Source organism: Sodalis sp. RH16, assembly GCF_047324245.1.
GTDB lineage: Bacteria > Pseudomonadota > Gammaproteobacteria > Enterobacterales > Enterobacteriaceae > Acerihabitans > Acerihabitans ligni.
Map to the genome: position 1 here is coordinate 5,863,430 of NZ_CP178737.1, position 15,787 is coordinate 5,879,216.

The window sequence follows — 15,787 nt, forward strand, 5'->3', positions numbered from 1 at the left end:
GGAACACTTGTTTGACCAACGAGCAACCGTATAAAAGAGGTTTAGCCGTGTCCCGTACAATCATGTTGATTCCCACCGGCACCAGTGTCGGACTGACAAGCATCAGCCTGGGTGTCATTCGCGCCATGGAACAAAAAGGCGTGCGACTCAGTGTCTTCAAACCGATCTCACAGCCCCGGTCCGGTGACGATGCACTTGATGCCACGACCAATATCATCCGCGCCAATTCCACCATTCCCTCCGCAGAACCGCTGCGGATGAGCCATGTGGAATCGCTGCTGGGCTCCAATCAGCAGGATGTGCTGATGGAAGAGATCATTGCCCGCTATCATGACAATACCAAAGATGCGGAAGTGGTGCTGGTGGAAGGGCTGGTCCCGACCCGCAAGCATCAGTTCGCCAACGCGCTGAACTATGAAATCGCCAAGACCCTGAATGCGGAAATCGTTTTTGTGCTGTCATTGGGCAATGATTCTCCCGATCAGCTGAAAGAACGGATTGAACTGGCCCGTTCCAGCTTCGGCGGCAGCAAGAATAAAAACATCATCGGCGTTATCGTCAACAAGCTGAACGCGCCGGTGGACGAACAGGGCCGGACCCGTCCTGATTTGTCCGAAATATTCGACGACTCCAGCAAGGCCAGCGTCACCAATATCGATGTCAAGCAGCTGTTCGACAACACTCCTTTACCGATACTGGGCGTCGTACCCTGGAGTTTTGAACTGATCGCCGTGCGCGCCATTGATATGGCCAAGCATCTGGGCGCCACCATTATCCATGCAGGGGATATCCAGACCCGCCGCGTCAAATCAGTAACGTTCTGCGCCCGCAGCCTGCCGAATATGCTGGAACATTTCCGTCCGGGTTCGCTGCTGGTGACCTCCGCCGACCGTCCCGATGTCCTGGTTGCGGCCTGTCTGGCGGCCATGAACGGTGTGGAACTGGGCGCCATCCTGCTGACCGGGGGCTATACAATCGATCCCACCATCAACAGCCTGTGCGAACGCGCATTCCAGACCGGCTTGCCGATGTTCAAGGTCAATACCAATACTTGGCAGACGTCCCTTAATCTGCAAAGCTTTAGCCTGGAAGTCCCCGCTGACGACCATAGCCGTGTGGAAAAAGTGGCTAACTACGTGGCCGGCCATATCGACAATACGTGGATAGAATCCCTGACCGCCAGCTCCGAACGCTCACGCCGCCTGTCACCGCCTGCTTTCCGCTATCAGCTTACCGAACTGGCCCGCGCGGCCGGCAAACGTATCGTGATGCCGGAAGGGGATGAACCCCGCACCATCAAAGCCGCAGCCATTTGTGCCGAACGCGGTATTGCTCACTGCGTGTTGCTGGGTAACCCGGATGAAATCCATCGCGTGGCCGCCGTGCAGGGCGTGGAACTGGGCAAGGGCATCGAAATCATCGATCCGGAAGTCGCCCGTGAGCGTTATGTGCCGCGTCTGGTTGAGCTGCGCAAGAGCAAAGGCATGACTGAAGTGGTAGCGCGCGAACAGTTGGAAGACAACGTTGTGCTGGGCACCCTGATGTTGGAACAGGGGGAAGTGGACGGGCTGGTTTCCGGCGCGGTCCATACCACCGCCAACACCATTCGTCCGCCGCTGCAGTTGATCAAGACCGCCCCGGGCAGTTCGCTGGTATCCTCGGTGTTCTTTATGCTGCTGCCGGAACAGGTTCTGGTTTACGGCGACTGCGCCATCAACCCGGATCCCACCGCGGAACAACTGGCTGAAATCGCCATTCAGTCCGCCGACTCCGCCGCCGCTTTCGGTATCGAACCCCGCGTGGCGATGATTTCCTACTCCACCGGCACCTCCGGCGCCGGCAGCGATGTGGAAAAAGTGCGCGAAGCCACCCGTCTGGCCAAGGAAAAACGTCCTGATCTGGTGATCGACGGTCCGCTGCAGTACGATGCGGCCATTATGGCCGATGTGGCGCTGTCCAAGGCGCCGAATTCGCCGGTAGCCGGTAAAGCCACCGTGTTCATCTTCCCGGATTTGAACACCGGCAACACTACCTACAAAGCGGTTCAGCGTTCCGCCGACCTTATCTCCATCGGGCCGATGCTGCAAGGCATGCGCAAGCCGGTGAACGATCTGTCCCGCGGCGCCCTGGTGGACGATATCGTTTATACCGTCGCCCTGACCGCCATTCAGTCAAAACAGGCTGAAGGCAAGTAAACGCAGTTGCCATGACATGATGCCGGCGCAAGCCGGCTTTTTTTTGCCGGGCGTTCCCTCAACAGGTTCGCTGCGCGATCGGCGATTGCGGGCCTACCGCGCTGTGGGGCGCTCCGGCGGGCGGTAAAACCACGCCCGCCTCGACCCCATCAGCACGCTCTCCCTTTTACAGGTTCGCTGCGCGATCGGCGACGGTTATTGGTCGGCGGGCCTTTCCTGCGTCGGGGAAGGGGTGAGGGGCTTGCCGTGGCTTTGCTGGTTATTGCGGCTCATCCACAGGGAAAGGGCTTTGAGCGAGTCTGGGGTAAACTCATCGCAGCGGGCGGTGATCTCTTCCGGACGCAGCCATTTCACCGCTTCCACTTCCTCGGCCTGCAGGGCGAAAGGACCATGGGAAACGCAGCTGAACAGCGCGCCCCATACCCGGCAATGCTCGTTTTCAAAGTAGAATACGCCGTGCTCGGCAAAAGGAACGCCGGCGATGCCCAGTTCTTCCTCCGCTTCGCGGCGGGCCGATTCCAGCATATTCTCGCCGCTTTGCACCACGCCGCCGGCGGTGGCGTCAAGATAACCGGGGTAGAAATCCTTGGTCTCGGTACGGCGCTGCACCAGGATATTGCCGGCGCCGTCATGAACCACGATATAGCTGGCACGATGGCGCAGGCGTTCGGCGCGCATCTGCTGACGGCTGGCCTGGGCAATGACCTCATTCTCTTCGTTGACGATGTCAACCCATTCAATACCCGCAGCCTGACTCTGTTGCACCATCTTTCGAATCCCTTGTTATAAGACGCGGAAGAGCCGCGCACCTTTTGTAAAAATTTGAAAAAAAATCCTACCGAGATCCGTCATAAATTAGTGGTTAATCGCGACTTGCGCAATAGTTTCGCTCGTTTCCAATGAAACTACCCGCAAAGTGCCGTTTTCCAGCAGGCCGTAGCTGGGGGGAAAGCCGCCCTTGGGCAAACTTACCGACCCGGGATTAAAGCAGATTATCCCTTCGGCTTCTGCGGCCTGGGGAATATGGGTATGGCCGTAGGCCAGTACATCGCCCTGGCGCATCGGCGGACGGGCGTCGGGATTATACAAATGGCCATGGGTTAAAAACAGCCGGGTCCGCTCCAGCAACACCTGCTGCCATGGAGCGGTAATGGGGAAGTTCAGCAGCATCTGGTCGACTTCGCTGTCGCAATTGCCGCGGACCGCGATAATCCGGTCAGAGTAATTATTCAACAGGGCAGCCACATCCGCCGGGCGATACTCTTGCGGCAGCGCGTTGCGCGGGCCGTGATAAAGCAGATCCCCCAGCAGTATCAGCCAATCGGCTCGGCTGGCGTCATAGGCGGCCAGCATTTGCCTGGCGCCGGCCAGGGAACCGTGTATATCGGCGGCGAACAGCAGTTTCATTTACCTCTCCTCACGCTTGATGACAGGACAAGACAGTTATTATGGCCTAGCTTAACAAACTTCTCGGACCGGGTAACGATTCGGTTGTGAATGCCTTTAGGATGCGTTCCAGGGATATTTGTTTTAGAGTGTCTAGCGTTGATGTCAATACACGGCGACAAGGAGGAAATATGATTGACCTGTATTACGCCCCTACCCCTAACGGCCATAAAATCACCCTTTTTTTAGAAGAAACCGGCCTGCCTTATCAGATTCACCCCATCAATATCTCGGCAAATGAACAGTTTTCCCCGGCATTTCTCGCCATATCCCCCAACAACAAGATTCCGGCCATTGTGGACCGTGATCCCGCCGACGGCGGCGAGCCGCTGAGCCTGTTTGAATCCGGCGCCATTTTGCTTTATCTGGCGGAAAAAAGCGGCTTATTGCTGTCAAAGGATCTTCGGGAGCGGCAATCCACTCTGCAGTGGCTGTTCTGGCAAGCGGCGGGATTCGGTCCGATGCTGGGGCAAAACCACCATTTCAATCACTTCGCCCCCAAGCCGGTGCCCTATGCCATTGAACGTTACCAGGTGGAAACCGCGCGGCTGTATGGTGTTCTCAACCGGCAGTTGCAGCAACATCCCTACCTCGCCGGCGAGCACTACAGCATAGCCGATATCGCCACCTATCCCTGGACGGCGTCCCATCAGCGTCAGCGCATCGATCTGGCGGACTATCCTGCGGTGCGGCGCTGGTTCGACCTTATCAAATCCCGCCCCGCGGTGGAACGGGCGTACCGGCTTGCAACCAGATAAAACATCTCCCTCGCGTTTCGTCCCCTGCCGGAACGCGTCATTTACCTGATCGGCGGTCGCTTTTTCCCGCCGGGCAGTCGCTAAATTCTCAATTAGCGGTGACGAAGCACTCATTTCTGCCGCAATATGTCCTATGATTGAACCATAACGGTATGGCAGCACCGGTGCGACAGGAGAGCGAAGATGAAGATATTGATTACCGGAGGAACCGGATTGATCGGGCGGCATCTGATAGTCAGACTGCTGGCGTTATCACATCGGATTACGGTGTTGACCCGCGATGCGCCCCGCGCCCATCAAAAACTGGGCTCGCATATTACCACGCTTACTTCCCTTACGTCCTGCGGCAACCTGGATGAATTCGATGCGGTTATCAATCTGGCCGGCGAGTCCATTGCGGAAAAACGCTGGACCCCGGAACAAAAGGACCTGCTGTGCCGCAGCCGCTGGGATATTACCGAGCGGCTCAGCCAGTTGATAAACCAAAGCGATAATCCGCCCGCGGTCTTTATCTCCGGGTCCGCCGCCGGCTATTACGGCAATCAGGATCAAATACTGGTCACCGAAGACGAGCCGCCGGCGGATGAGTTCTCCCATACCCTGTGCGAACGCTGGGAGGCCCTGGCGCTGGCGGCGCAAAGCGACAAAACCCGGGTGTGCCTGTCGCGCACCGGCGTGGTGCTGGCTCATGACGGCGGCATGCTGAGCAAACTGTTGCCGCTGTTTAAAATGGGGCTGGGGGGGCCGGTGGGCGACGGACGCCAATTTTTATCCTGGATTCATATCGAGGATATGGTCAATGCCCTGCTGTTTTTGCTCACCACGGATAATCTGCGGGGTCCGTTTAACCTGGTATCCCCCTATCCGGTGCATAACGAACAGTTTGCCGCGACGCTTGGCGAGGTATTGCACCGGCCTGCGGTGATGCGCGCGCCGGCGAGAGCGGTGAAACTGCTGCTGGGAGAAGGCGCGACCCTGGTACTGGGGGGACAGCGCGCCGTGCCTAAACGCTTGGAGCAGGCCGGGTTTGTCTTCCGCTACAGCGAGCTGCGCGCCGCCCTCGAAGAGATCGTCGCCTCGGCGGCCTAACCGCGCCGCCGGGACGTTATTTCAGCGCGCCGGAAAGGAACTGCTGCAGGCGCGGGCTTTTCGGATTACCGAACACCTCGGCCGGCGGCCCCTCCTCTTCGATAACCCCCTGATGCAGGAAAATCACGTGACTGGAGACGTGCCGGGCAAATTCCATTTCATGGGTCACCACCACCATGGTTTTACCCTCCTCCGCCAGTTTTTGCATGATGCGCAGGACTTCCCCCACCAGTTCGGGATCGAGCGCGGACGTCGGTTCGTCAAACAGCAGTACATCGGGCTCCATCGCCAGCGCGCGGGCAATGGAAACCCGCTGCTGCTGTCCGCCGGAGAGATTGATGGGATATTTCGCCCGGGCGCGCTCGTCTATACCCACTTTATCCAGGTAGCGGACCGCCCGGTCATGGGCTTCCCGTTTGCTCAGGCCCAGCACCTGCACCGGCGCTTCCATGACATTTTCCAGCACCGTCATGTGGCTCCACAGGTTGAAATGCTGAAACACCATGGTCAGGCGGGTACGCAGCAGCTGCAGCTGCTTTTTATCGAAAACCTTGAGCTGGCCGTCATGGTCGCGCACCATGTGGATATCGACGTTATTGACGCTGATAGACCCTTCGCTGGGCTTTTCCAGGAAATTGATACAGCGTAAAAACGTGCTTTTACCGGATCCGGAGGATCCGATAATGCTGATGACATCCCCTGCCCGCGCTTCCAGGGAAACCCCTTTGAGGACTTCCTGATCCCCATAGCGCTTGTGCAATTCTTGAATCAATAACTTAGTGTCTTGCATATCGTTACCCATAGTCAGCGCCTTAGGGATTATTGCGGCTTAACGTGTCGCAACCAGCGTTTTTCCGCCTGTTTGAACAACCCGATCAGCACGAAAGAGATCATCAAATATATCACCGCCGCAATGCCGAACGCATAAAACGGCTGGTAAGTCGCCGCATTGATATCCCGGGCGATTTTCAGCACGTCGGGCACGGTGGCGGTAAACGCCAGCGCCGTGGAATGGAGCATCAGGATCACTTCATTGCTGTACGCCGGAATGGCCGAACGCAGGGCCGAAGGCAGAATGATGCAGCGATAGAGCTTGAACCAGGTAAAGCCATAGGCCCGGGCCGCCTCGATTTCGCCGCTGGGCACGCCGCGGATAAATCCGGCGAAAATTTCCGTGGTATAGGCGCAGGTATTGAGGGTCAAGGCCAGGACGGTACAGTTCAGGCCGCTGCGAAAAAACGTATTGAGGAACTCCGTGCCGCGGATAAAGTCCAGACTGTACATGCCGGAATAGAACACCAGCAACTGTACATAAAGCGGCGTACCGCGAAAGATATAGGTAAACAGCCAAACCGGAAACCGGAGCCACGGCAGCGGCGATACCCGCGCGACCGCCAGAAAAACCGCCAGTATCCCCCCCATGACCACCGAAGAAACCAGTAGCCAAAGGGTAATGGCCAGACCGGTGAAACGATAGCCGTCGCTCCACAATAATGCATGGCCGTATTGTTGAAGAATCTCAATCATAGTTCGGCCTTTTTAACACCGTGGGAGTAGCGGCGCGTCAGCCACAGCAAAACCCCGTTAGACAACGTGGTAAATATCAAATACACCACGCCGGCCACAATGGCGAAATAGAACGGATGGAAAGTGCCTTTACCGGCCAGTTGGGTGGTTTTCACCACGTCTTCCAGGCCCAGCAGGGACACCAGGGCGGTGGCTTTGAGGATAACCTGCCAGTTGTTACCGATGCCGGGCAAGGCAAAACGCATCATGGCGGGAAACATGATGCGGCGGAAAATTTGCCGGCTGGACATGCCGAAGGCCGTAGCCGCTTCGATTTGCCCTCTTGGCACCGCCATGAAGGCGCCCCGGAAGGTTTCGGTGAAATAGGCACCGTAAATGAAGCCCAGGGTGATGATGCCCGCCGACATGGGATCGATATCGATCTGATCCATGCCCACGGCCTCGGTCAAGCTATTGAGGGCGATTTGCAGGCCGTAGAAAATCAGCAGCATCAGCACCAGATCGGGCACGCCGCGGATAAGCGTGGTATAGCCTTCAAAGATGCCCGCCAGCACACGGCTTTGGGATAGCTTTGCCCCCGCGCCGAAAAGACCGATAACCACCGAGAGCAAAACGGAGCTTATCGCCAGTTCGAGGGTGACCAGGGCACCGTTAAAAATAAGTTGTGCGTAGCCATAAAACATCGATCATATCCTGTCCTGGCGGAGGATAAAAACAGATATGCCCGCAGCGCTGGCGGGCATACCGCGTATGACAGGATTAACCGCCGTAAACGTCGAAATCAAAGTATTTCTTGGCAAACTTGTCGTATGTGCCGTCTTTGCGCATATCGGCAAAAGCTTTATTCAACGCGGCTTTCAGATCCGTTTCATCTTTACGCAAGCCCATACCGGTACCCACGCCAAAGAATTTATCGTCTTTCACCGACGGACCGGCAAAAACATAGCCTTTGCCCGCGGGCTGTTTCAAGAAGCCTTCGCTGGCGGCCACTTCATCCTGGAACGCTACATCGATACGGCCGGCGGCGAGATCGGCGTAAATCAGATCCTGGTTCGCGTAGGCCACCACATCGATACCTTTGGGCTGCCAGTTGGCGTTGGCGTACGCTTCCTGGGTCGAACCCTGCAATACGCCCACGCGTTTACCCTTCAGGGAATCCAGCGTCGGGGTGATATTGGTGCCGGCTTTGGCAATCAGGCGCGCATCGGCGGCATACAGTTTGTCGGTAAAATCAATTTCCTGCTGGCGTTTTTCGGTAATGGACAACGAGGAGATGATGGCATCGATTTTTTTGGCTTTCAAGGAGGGAATCAAGGCATCGAAATCACTTTCCACAAAGGTGCACTTTGTTTGGATACGCTTACAAAGTTCTTTCGCCAAATCGATGTCGAACCCTACCAACTGACCGCTGGAATCCTTGGATTCAAACGGGGCATAGGTGGGATCGGTGCCTATCTTGATGCTTTTTGGTACCGCCGCGAAAACGCTTCCGGCGTAAGCCATTGCCAATATAAGAGGAAGAACTTTAACCAGCTTATTCATACATTACCCTCTGAATTTTTTTAATTAGATAGACCCTGTGATGTTTTCAGGCTTTTCCAGGCTTTTCAGGCTGATTAACTGCACTTTCCGTGCCATTTTAATCATCGCCGCAGCCGCCCTAGCCGGGGCGGCGTAAAGAGACCTTCCCGTCTCCTTTTTGACGGCATCCTGACCGGGGATAGCGCAAGCCGGTTCCGGATTGCCTAGAAAGACATCACACTTTGCACCATGATTATACACAGCATGATCATTATTGGTGCAATGTTATAAGAACGCGCCATCAGGCAGCGTCCTCGGCAAAAGCCAAGGCCGTAAAATGGAACCGTCGGCCAGCTGGCCCGGCGGTTCAGGAGCCCTGCCAGCGGGCAAACAGGTCGTGGGGAAGCTCAATGTCAAATTGATCCAGCACCCGGTTAACCGTTTGATCGATAATATCCTGCAGGGAAGAGGGTCGGTGATAGAACGCCGGCACCGGCGGCATGATTACCGCCCCCATTTCCGCCGCGGCGGTCATTAAGCGCAGGTGGCCCAGATGCAAAGGAGTTTCGCGCACGCAGAGCACCAGGGTGCGGCGTTCTTTTAATACGACGTCCGCCGCCCTGGACAACAGGCCGTCGGTGTAGCTGTTGACAATGGCGGACAGGGTTTTCATCGAGCAGGGCAGAACCGCCATGCCGGCGGTTTTAAACGAACCGGAACTGATACTGGCGGCGATATCGCGGCTGTCGTGCACCTCGTCAGCCAAGGCCTGCAGATCGCGCACGCTATAATCGGTTTCCAGCGCCAAAGTCTGGCGCGCGGCGTTGCTCAGCACCAGATGGGTCTCGACACCCTCAATCGATTTCAGCACCTGCAGCAGCCGTACGCCATAGATTGCCCCGCTGGCCCCGGTAAGGCCCACAATCAGTCGTTTTTTCGTCATACCGGAAGTTGTCCCCATGGCGTGTGCCCTAAATAAAAACACCCGGAGCGTTTAACCGCCCGGGTGCGTGAAATTTTGCCCTCTCCGGCGGCACGGTATGCCGCATGGTAGGGCAGTCTTTAAGCCAATGCACCGGGAAGGCGTGGATCAACCTTCGTTATACATTTCCAGATTTTCCACTTCATTCTGCATCCGGACCGCTTTGGCGTCATCATTACGCAAGGATTCCAGATAGTCCAGATAGCGCTGATCCACATCCTTGGTGACGTAAATGCCGTTGAACACCGAGGATTCAAACTGCGCAATATCCGGGTTATCCTCGCGCACCGCCTGTTCCAGGTCGCTAAGATCCTGGAATATCAACGCATCGGCGCCAATCAGCGTGCGGATTTCATCCACCTCGCGGCCGTGGGCAATCAGTTCGGTGGCGCTGGGCATATCGATGCCGTAGACATTGGGAAAACGGATTTCCGGCGCGGCGGAGGCCAGATAGACGTTTCGGGCCCCGGCCTCCCGCGCCATTTCCACGATTTGCTCGGAGGTGGTGCCCCGGACGATGGAGTCATCCACCAGCAGCACATTCTTATCGCGGAACTCGGCGCGATTGGCATTGAGTTTGCGGCGCACCGATTTGCGGCGAACCTGCTGGCCCGGCATGATAAACGTCCGGCCGACATAGCGGTTTTTCACAAACCCCTGACGATAGGGCAGATTCAGGATGCGGGCGATTTCAAGGGCGATATCGCAAGACGTTTCCGGAATCGGGATCACCACGTCGATATCCAGATCTTCCCATTCGCGGGCGATTTTCTCACCCAGTTTCTGGCCCATGCGCACCCGCGCGCTATAAACGGACACTTTATCGATAAAAGAATCCGGGCGGGCGAAATATACATATTCAAACAGGCAGGGATGGTTCTGCGGGTTTTCAGCGCACTGGCGGGTAAACAGCTGGCCTTTTTCGGTGATGTACACCGCTTCGCCAGGAGCCACATCGCGCAGGAATTCAAAACCCAGGGTATCCAGCGCCACGCTTTCCGACGCCACCATATATTCGTTGCGTCCGTCGGCCAGGGTGCGTTTGCCGATCACCAGCGGACGGATGCCGTTGGGATCGCGGAACGCCACCAGCCCGTGGCCGATGATCATTCCCACCACGGCATACGCGCCGCGGATCTGCTGATGGGTCGCGGCCACGGCGGCAAAGATATTGTCCGCTTCCAGGGGATAATCCGGAAACCGGTCCAATTCGCTGGCGAAAATGTTCAGCAGAATTTCCGAATCGGACGTGGTATTGATATGCCGGCGCCCTTTATCGAACAGCTTGGTACGCAGCTCATGGGCATTGGTCAGGTTGCCGTTGTGGGCCAGGGTGATGCCGAACGGGGAATTGACATAAAAGGGCTGGGCTTCGGAAGCGCTGGAACTGCCGGCCGTGGGATAACGGACATGGCCGATGCCCATGTTGCCTTGCAGCCGTTGCATATGCCGGGCTTCAAAGACGTCTTTCACCAGGCCGTTGGCTTTGCGCAAACGAAAGCAGTTCAATGCATCGATGGTGACGATGCCCGCGGCGTCCTGCCCACGATGCTGAAGCACCGTTAACGCGTCATAAATCGACTGGTTGACCGGCATAAAACCGGCGATACCGACAATACCGCACATGTAGTCATTTCCTCATCAGCGTTACCGGAGCGATTAATGCTTCGGTAAAAAACTCGACGTGCTTGCCAGATAGTCAAAAAACCATCTGATGATACCGCTGAACTGCGGTATCAGCTCCGACTGATGCCAGTCAGCGCTTTGGGCAAAGCCGGTGAAGGTGTCCAGAAAGAACAGGATCGCCGCGACGATCAAGATGCCCCTGAGTGCGCCGAAACACACCCCCAGCACCCGGTCGGTGCCGGATAACCCGGTCCGCTCCACCAAAGAGCCAATCACGTAATTGACGATTGCCCCGACTATCAGGGTCGCCACGAACAACAGGGCAATCGCGATACCGTTGCGAACAAGCTGATCTTCAAAGCGGGTAAAATAGACTGCGAGATATACATAATAGTGGCTGGCGACAAAAAAAGCACATCCCCAGGTTATTAACGATAACGCTTCCCGGATAAACCCGCGAATCAGGCTTACCAAGGCTGAAAAGGCAATGATGCCGATGATGACATAATCAACCCAAGTCATGCGTACATCCCATGATAATCCGCCCCGACAACTGGTTCGCGGCGAATTCTATCAGAAAACGAAAACGTTTGCGCACCGGAATTCCGTCCTGTCATTAAATAAATAACGGCGATTAAAAAAAGCCGCCCGCCGCAGGAAGATAGAGCGGAACGGTGAAAAAGCCGGCATTTTTGCTCCGCTCCTCCCACGGTTAACGTACCTGATAGGCACGCAGCTGGCCGCTCAGGCCGCTTAACTGATTCATTTCCGGCAGCGCGCCCTGCAGCTTATCCTTTGAGGCGTCCGGTCCGACAAAGATCCGGGTAATCTGGCCCGCCACCGGTTGGGACGGCACGGTATAGACCCGATAACCCGACAGCCTCAGCTTGGCGGTGATTTCAGTCACCTTGGCGGCGTTTTTCAACGCCCCCAGCTGTACCACCCAGGCCTGGCCCTTCGGCGCCTGCTCGGTGGTTTGCTGCGCTTCGGGCTTCGGCGCCGGCGCGGCGGGTTTCGGTGCCGCGGCCACGGGCCTGGGCGCCGTATCCTCCGGGGAGGGCGCCGGTTTGCTTTCCGGTCTGGCGATGGGTTTCGCCGGCGCCGTTTGAGCCGCCGGGGACGACGGTCTGTTTTCCGGCTTCACCGCCGGCTTGGCCTGCGCCGGACGGGACGCCGGTTTCACCTGCTCCTGACGCGCGGCGGGCGCATTGGGCTTTGGCACCACAATGGCGGGTTGTTCCGGGGCATCGGGGACCGGCGCCGCCGACTGCGACTCCCCTGCCGGGGCGTTGTTAGCCTGCTCCACGGCAGCCCCCGCCCCTTCCGGCGGCTGGCTGGGCAACGCCTGGTTGGCCTGGGGAGACACCTCGGTTTCATCGGTATCCCCCGGTTTGGGCACCAGGGGGATGGCGGCGAATTCATCCTGATAATGCTTCTTTTTGCCGTCCAGCAGGCCCGGCAGCACTATCACTCCCAGCGCGACGATGATAATGGTGCCCACCAGGCGGTTTTGAAATTTACTCGCCACGTTGTTTCTCCGCGTTAACCACCGCCAGGACCGGCGCAACGGTATGAAACGACCCGAACACCAGTATGCAATCCGCCGGATCGGCGTCCTGCAGCGCCTGGCGCCAGGCATCGACCACGTCGTCGAACCGGCGCGCCCTGTCCAGATGGGCCGCTACCTGAGCCGCGCTGGCGCCGCGCGGCCCGTCCAGGCCGGCGCAGTACCATTCGTCCACCTGTCCGCGCAGGCAGTCCAGGGTAGCGGGAATATCCTTGTCGGCCAGCATGCCCACCACCGCCCGGACTTTGCCCGCTACCGCCAGCTGTGAGAGCTGGGCGGACAAATAGCCGGCGGCATGGGGATTATGCGCCACGTCGAGGATACATAAAGGATGCCGCCGCACAATCTGGAAACGGCCCGGCAGGGACGCCGTCTCGAGTCCATGGCGGATGGCCGCCTCGTCGTACTTGAGAGACGAACGCCGCAGGGCGGCCAGGGCGGTGGCGGCATTGGCCAGCGGAATCGTCGGCAGCGGCAGGCCGGTGTATGAAACTTCTTCGTCACGCCAGCACCAGCTGTCCTCATTGCGTTCATACCACCAGTCGCGATCGCGGCAGTACAGCTTCGCCCCCACGGTTTGTCCGTAGAGGTCGATAGAGGACGGACGGTCCGGCTCACCGATTACCGCCGGTTTGCCGCCGCGCAGGATGCCGGCCTTTTCCCGGCCGATGCTTTCGCGATCCGGTCCCAATAATTCAGTGTGGTCAAGACCGATGCTGGTGATGACCGACACATCCGCATCGACGATATTGGTAGCGTCCAGGCGTCCGCCCAGCCCGACCTCGAGGATAACCACGTCCAGACGCGCCTGTTTAAACAGCCACAGGGCCGCCAGGGTGCCGAATTCGAAATAGCTGAGGGAGATGTCGCCGCGGCCGGACTCAATAGCCGCCATGGCCTCGCTGTGCCGCGCTTCGGGCAATTCTTCGCCGCGGATACGCACCCGTTCGGCATAATGCAGCATATGAGGCGAGCTGTAGACGCCGACGCTATAGCCCGCGGCCTGCAAAATCGTTTCCAGCAGACGGCAGGTGGTGCCTTTGCCGTTGGTGCCCGCCACGGTGAAAACCCACGGCGCGGGCCGCAGCAACAGCAGGCGGGCAGCCGCCGAACCTACCCGTTCCAGGCCCAGGTCGATGGTTTTGGCATGCAGGCGCTCAAGGTAATAAAGCCACGCGGCCAGCGGCGACGTGGCTTGAGGAGTAAGAAGCTTTTCCATACGTCCCGTTCATTGACTGTACTGATTTACTAAAAAGCCCCGGACCGATTGCAGCGGCGGGCTGAGTCTCGGTTATACCCCGTCCTGATGCTCCTCGGGAATGAATTCTTGTCGCGGCTCCGGCATATGGGTGGCTTCCGGCTGGGGCCGGTGGGTAAATTTGGCCAGCAGACCGGCCAGTTTCAGGCGCAGCTCCGGCCGGCGCACGATCATGTCGATAGCCCCTTTTTCCAGCAGGAACTCGCTGCGCTGGAAACCGGCCGGCAATTTTTCCCGTACCGTCTGCTCTATCACCCGCGGACCGGCGAAGCCTATCAGCGCTTTCGGTTCGGCGACGTTCAGATCGCCGAGCATGGCCAGGCTTGCCGAAACGCCGCCCATGGTGGGATCGGTCATCACGGAAATATAGGGTAAACGCCGGGCCCGCAGTTTTGCCAGGGCGGCGCTGGTCTTCGCCATTTGCATCAGCGACAGCAGCGCTTCCTGCATGCGGGCGCCGCCGCTGGCGGAAAAACAGATCAGCGGACATTCGTCTTCCAGCGCCTGCTCCACCGCCCGGACGAAACGCGCGCCCACCACCGACGACATGGAGCCGCCGATAAAGGCGAATTCAAACGACGCGGCCACCACCGGCATACCGTATAACGAGCCTTTCATGACCACCAGGGCGTCTTTTTCGTTGGTGGCCTTCTGGGCCGCCGCCAGGCGATCCTTGTATTTTTTCGAATCTTTGAATTTGAGAATGTCCCGCGGTTCGAGCTCGCTGCCCAGCTCCACTTCGCTGCCTTTATCCAGGAAGGAGAGCAAACGCGCGCGCGCGGTCATACGCATATGGTGATCGCATTTGGGACAAACCTCCAGGTTGCGCTCAAGCTCCGCACGATATAAAACCTGGCCGCAGCTATCGCATTTCGTCCAGACGCCTTCAGGGATATTCGCCCTGCGCGCCGGGGTGATAGTGCTCTTATTGAGAATTCGTTCAATCCAGCTCATCGATAACCTTTCTGTCTGAACCTGGCAAGCGCCAGTCCGCTATTCATAGTAAGACCACTGAGCGGGCATAACATTCGCCGCCATCTTCCGCGGGGGAAAGTAATGGTCTTTGAAAATGTTGCCCATTAAACCATAACCGCCAACGAGTTGGGATAGAAAACTCTGCCCGATGCGTATAATTCACGCCTAACGCAGCGGTAAAAAGCGCATTATCCTCGCCGTGCGGCCCGCCGGTGCCGCCACACTTCTATCAGACCGGGCAATACGGACAGTACGATAATGGCCACAATCAGTAAATTAAGATTACTCTGCACCACCGGCAAATCGCCGAACAGATAGCCGGCATAGGTGAACAGGGCAACCCATAACACGCCGCCGACAATGTTGAACAGGGCGAAATGACGATATGACATATGTCCCATGCCGGCCACAAACGGCGCGAAGGTGCGGACGATTGGCACAAAACGGGCCAGGATAATGGTTTTGCCGCCGTGGCGGGCATAAAACCCGTGGGTTTTATCCAGATAGCTGCGGCGGAAAATCCTGGAATCGGGACGGCTGAACAGCTTTTCGCCGAACAGCCGTCCGATGGTGTAGTTGACCGCATCCCCCAGCACCGCCGCACAGGCCATCAACAGCGCCATCAGATGCACATCCAGGCTGTTGGACGGCAGGGCGGCCAGCGCGCCGGCGACGAACAACAGCGAGTCTCCCGGTAAAAAAGGCGTCACTACCAGGCCGGTTTCGCAAAACAGAATCAAAAACAGGATGGCATAAATCCAGATGCCGTACTGCGCCACCAACTCCGCCAAATGAACGTCAATATGCAAGATAAAATCTACGACAAAATGGATCAATTCCATA

General features: G+C 57.6%; 16 protein-coding genes. 3 read left to right on the forward strand and 13 right to left on the reverse strand.

Annotated features, from left to right (window positions below):
- Nucleotides 1–47: 47 nt before the first annotated feature.
- Nucleotides 48–2,195, forward strand: coding sequence for a phosphate acetyltransferase (gene pta, locus ACL2XJ_RS26765; RefSeq protein WP_132927208.1), 2,148 nt, complete (start codon nt 48–50; stop codon nt 2,193–2,195).
- Nucleotides 2,196–2,390: 195 nt separating this feature from the next.
- On the opposite strand, the gene yfcD is transcribed toward pta, so the two are convergent.
- Complete coding sequence (yfcD, locus tag ACL2XJ_RS26770) at nt 2,391–2,963, reverse strand: NUDIX hydrolase YfcD (RefSeq protein ID WP_413725123.1); 573 nt, start codon at nt 2,961–2,963, stop codon at nt 2,391–2,393.
- An 87-nt stretch (nt 2,964–3,050) separates the two neighbouring features.
- The gene (gene yfcE, locus ACL2XJ_RS26775) at nt 3,051–3,602 is read right to left on the reverse strand and encodes a phosphodiesterase (protein WP_132927204.1); all 552 of its coding nucleotides are present in this window, start codon (nt 3,600–3,602) and stop codon (nt 3,051–3,053) included.
- A 170-nt stretch (nt 3,603–3,772) separates the two neighbouring features.
- On the opposite strand from yfcE, the gene yfcG reads away from it, so the two are divergent.
- Entirely contained in the window at nt 3,773–4,399 is a 627-nt protein-coding gene (gene yfcG, locus ACL2XJ_RS26780) for a GSH-dependent disulfide bond oxidoreductase (protein WP_413725124.1), read from the forward strand.
- Nucleotides 4,400–4,582: 183 nt separating this feature from the next.
- A complete protein-coding gene (locus tag ACL2XJ_RS26785; RefSeq protein ID WP_413725125.1) occupies nt 4,583–5,488 on the forward strand; it encodes a TIGR01777 family oxidoreductase in 906 nt (301 codons plus the stop codon).
- Nucleotides 5,489–5,504: 16 nt separating this feature from the next.
- Here the strand turns inward: ACL2XJ_RS26785 and hisP are convergent, their stop codons facing one another.
- The 11 genes from hisP to ACL2XJ_RS26840 form a co-directional block, all read right to left on the reverse strand.
- Nucleotides 5,505–6,278, reverse strand: a complete 774-nt coding sequence (hisP, locus tag ACL2XJ_RS26790; protein ID WP_132928068.1) for a histidine ABC transporter ATP-binding protein HisP — start codon at nt 6,276–6,278, stop codon at nt 5,505–5,507.
- A gap of 29 nt (nt 6,279–6,307) precedes the next feature.
- Entirely contained in the window at nt 6,308–7,015 is a 708-nt protein-coding gene (locus ACL2XJ_RS26795) for an ABC transporter permease (RefSeq protein ID WP_132927198.1), read from the reverse strand.
- Nucleotides 7,012–7,698, reverse strand: a complete 687-nt coding sequence (locus ACL2XJ_RS26800) for a histidine ABC transporter permease HisQ (RefSeq protein ID WP_413725126.1) — start codon at nt 7,696–7,698, stop codon at nt 7,012–7,014. Before ACL2XJ_RS26800 ends, ACL2XJ_RS26795 begins: the two co-directional genes overlap by 4 nt.
- A 76-nt stretch (nt 7,699–7,774) precedes the next feature.
- A complete protein-coding gene (gene argT, locus ACL2XJ_RS26805) occupies nt 7,775–8,557 on the reverse strand; it encodes a lysine/arginine/ornithine ABC transporter substrate-binding protein ArgT (RefSeq protein WP_132927194.1) in 783 nt (260 codons plus the stop codon).
- A gap of 346 nt (nt 8,558–8,903) precedes the next feature.
- On the reverse strand, nt 8,904–9,479 hold the full coding sequence (locus ACL2XJ_RS26810; protein WP_132927192.1) for a UbiX family flavin prenyltransferase: 576 nt from the start codon (nt 9,477–9,479) through the stop codon (nt 8,904–8,906).
- Nucleotides 9,480–9,626: 147 nt separating this feature from the next.
- Nucleotides 9,627–11,144 (reverse strand): amidophosphoribosyltransferase, encoded by a 1,518-nt coding sequence (purF, locus tag ACL2XJ_RS26815; protein ID WP_132927190.1) that lies wholly within the window; start codon nt 11,142–11,144, stop codon nt 9,627–9,629.
- A 33-nt stretch (nt 11,145–11,177) separates the two neighbouring features.
- A complete protein-coding gene (gene cvpA / locus ACL2XJ_RS26820) occupies nt 11,178–11,666 on the reverse strand; it encodes a colicin V production protein (RefSeq protein WP_132927188.1) in 489 nt (162 codons plus the stop codon).
- Nucleotides 11,667–11,856: 190 nt separating this feature from the next.
- The gene (gene dedD / locus ACL2XJ_RS26825; protein ID WP_413725127.1) at nt 11,857–12,672 is read right to left on the reverse strand and encodes a cell division protein DedD; all 816 of its coding nucleotides are present in this window, start codon (nt 12,670–12,672) and stop codon (nt 11,857–11,859) included.
- Nucleotides 12,662–13,930: a bifunctional tetrahydrofolate synthase/dihydrofolate synthase gene (gene folC, locus ACL2XJ_RS26830; RefSeq protein WP_413725128.1), complete on the reverse strand. Its 1,269-nt coding sequence runs from the start codon at nt 13,928–13,930 to the stop codon at nt 12,662–12,664. The genes dedD and folC overlap by 11 nt, the downstream gene beginning before the upstream one ends.
- A 72-nt stretch (nt 13,931–14,002) precedes the next feature.
- Nucleotides 14,003–14,923 carry an acetyl-CoA carboxylase, carboxyltransferase subunit beta gene (gene accD / locus ACL2XJ_RS26835; RefSeq protein WP_132927183.1) on the reverse strand — a complete coding sequence of 307 codons (921 nt, stop codon included), beginning with the start codon at nt 14,921–14,923 and terminating at the stop codon, nt 14,003–14,005.
- Between the two features lie 209 nt (nt 14,924–15,132).
- On the reverse strand, nt 15,133–15,786 hold the full coding sequence (locus ACL2XJ_RS26840; protein WP_413725129.1) for a DedA family protein: 654 nt from the start codon (nt 15,784–15,786) through the stop codon (nt 15,133–15,135).
- Between the last annotated feature and the right edge of the window lies 1 nt (nt 15,787).

What these genes read in the sequence shown, in the direction of transcription:
- ACL2XJ_RS26840 (WP_413725129.1), bottom strand. Translation starts at nt 15,786, where the DNA reads ATGGAATTGATCCATTTTGTCGTAGATTTTATCTTGCATATTGACGTT.
- argT (WP_132927194.1), bottom strand. Translation starts at nt 8,557, where the DNA reads ATGAATAAGCTGGTTAAAGTTCTTCCTCTTATATTGGCAATGGCTTAC.
- yfcG (WP_413725124.1), top strand. Translation starts at nt 3,773, where the DNA reads ATGATTGACCTGTATTACGCCCCTACCCCTAACGGCCATAAAATCACC.
- yfcE (WP_132927204.1), bottom strand. Translation starts at nt 3,602, where the DNA reads ATGAAACTGCTGTTCGCCGCCGATATACACGGTTCCCTGGCCGGCGCC.
- yfcD (WP_413725123.1), bottom strand. Translation starts at nt 2,963, where the DNA reads ATGGTGCAACAGAGTCAGGCTGCGGGTATTGAATGGGTTGACATCGTC.
- hisP (WP_132928068.1), bottom strand. Translation starts at nt 6,278, where the DNA reads ATGCAAGACACTAAGTTATTGATTCAAGAATTGCACAAGCGCTATGGG.
- ACL2XJ_RS26800 (WP_413725126.1), bottom strand. Translation starts at nt 7,698, where the DNA reads ATGTTTTATGGCTACGCACAACTTATTTTTAACGGTGCCCTGGTCACC.
- accD (WP_132927183.1), bottom strand. Translation starts at nt 14,923, where the DNA reads ATGAGCTGGATTGAACGAATTCTCAATAAGAGCACTATCACCCCGGCG.
- ACL2XJ_RS26810 (WP_132927192.1), bottom strand. Translation starts at nt 9,479, where the DNA reads ATGACGAAAAAACGACTGATTGTGGGCCTTACCGGGGCCAGCGGGGCA.
- ACL2XJ_RS26785 (WP_413725125.1), top strand. Translation starts at nt 4,583, where the DNA reads ATGAAGATATTGATTACCGGAGGAACCGGATTGATCGGGCGGCATCTG.
- folC (WP_413725128.1), bottom strand. Translation starts at nt 13,930, where the DNA reads ATGGAAAAGCTTCTTACTCCTCAAGCCACGTCGCCGCTGGCCGCGTGG.
- cvpA (WP_132927188.1), bottom strand. Translation starts at nt 11,666, where the DNA reads ATGACTTGGGTTGATTATGTCATCATCGGCATCATTGCCTTTTCAGCC.
- purF (WP_132927190.1), bottom strand. Translation starts at nt 11,144, where the DNA reads ATGTGCGGTATTGTCGGTATCGCCGGTTTTATGCCGGTCAACCAGTCG.
- ACL2XJ_RS26795 (WP_132927198.1), bottom strand. Translation starts at nt 7,015, where the DNA reads ATGATTGAGATTCTTCAACAATACGGCCATGCATTATTGTGGAGCGAC.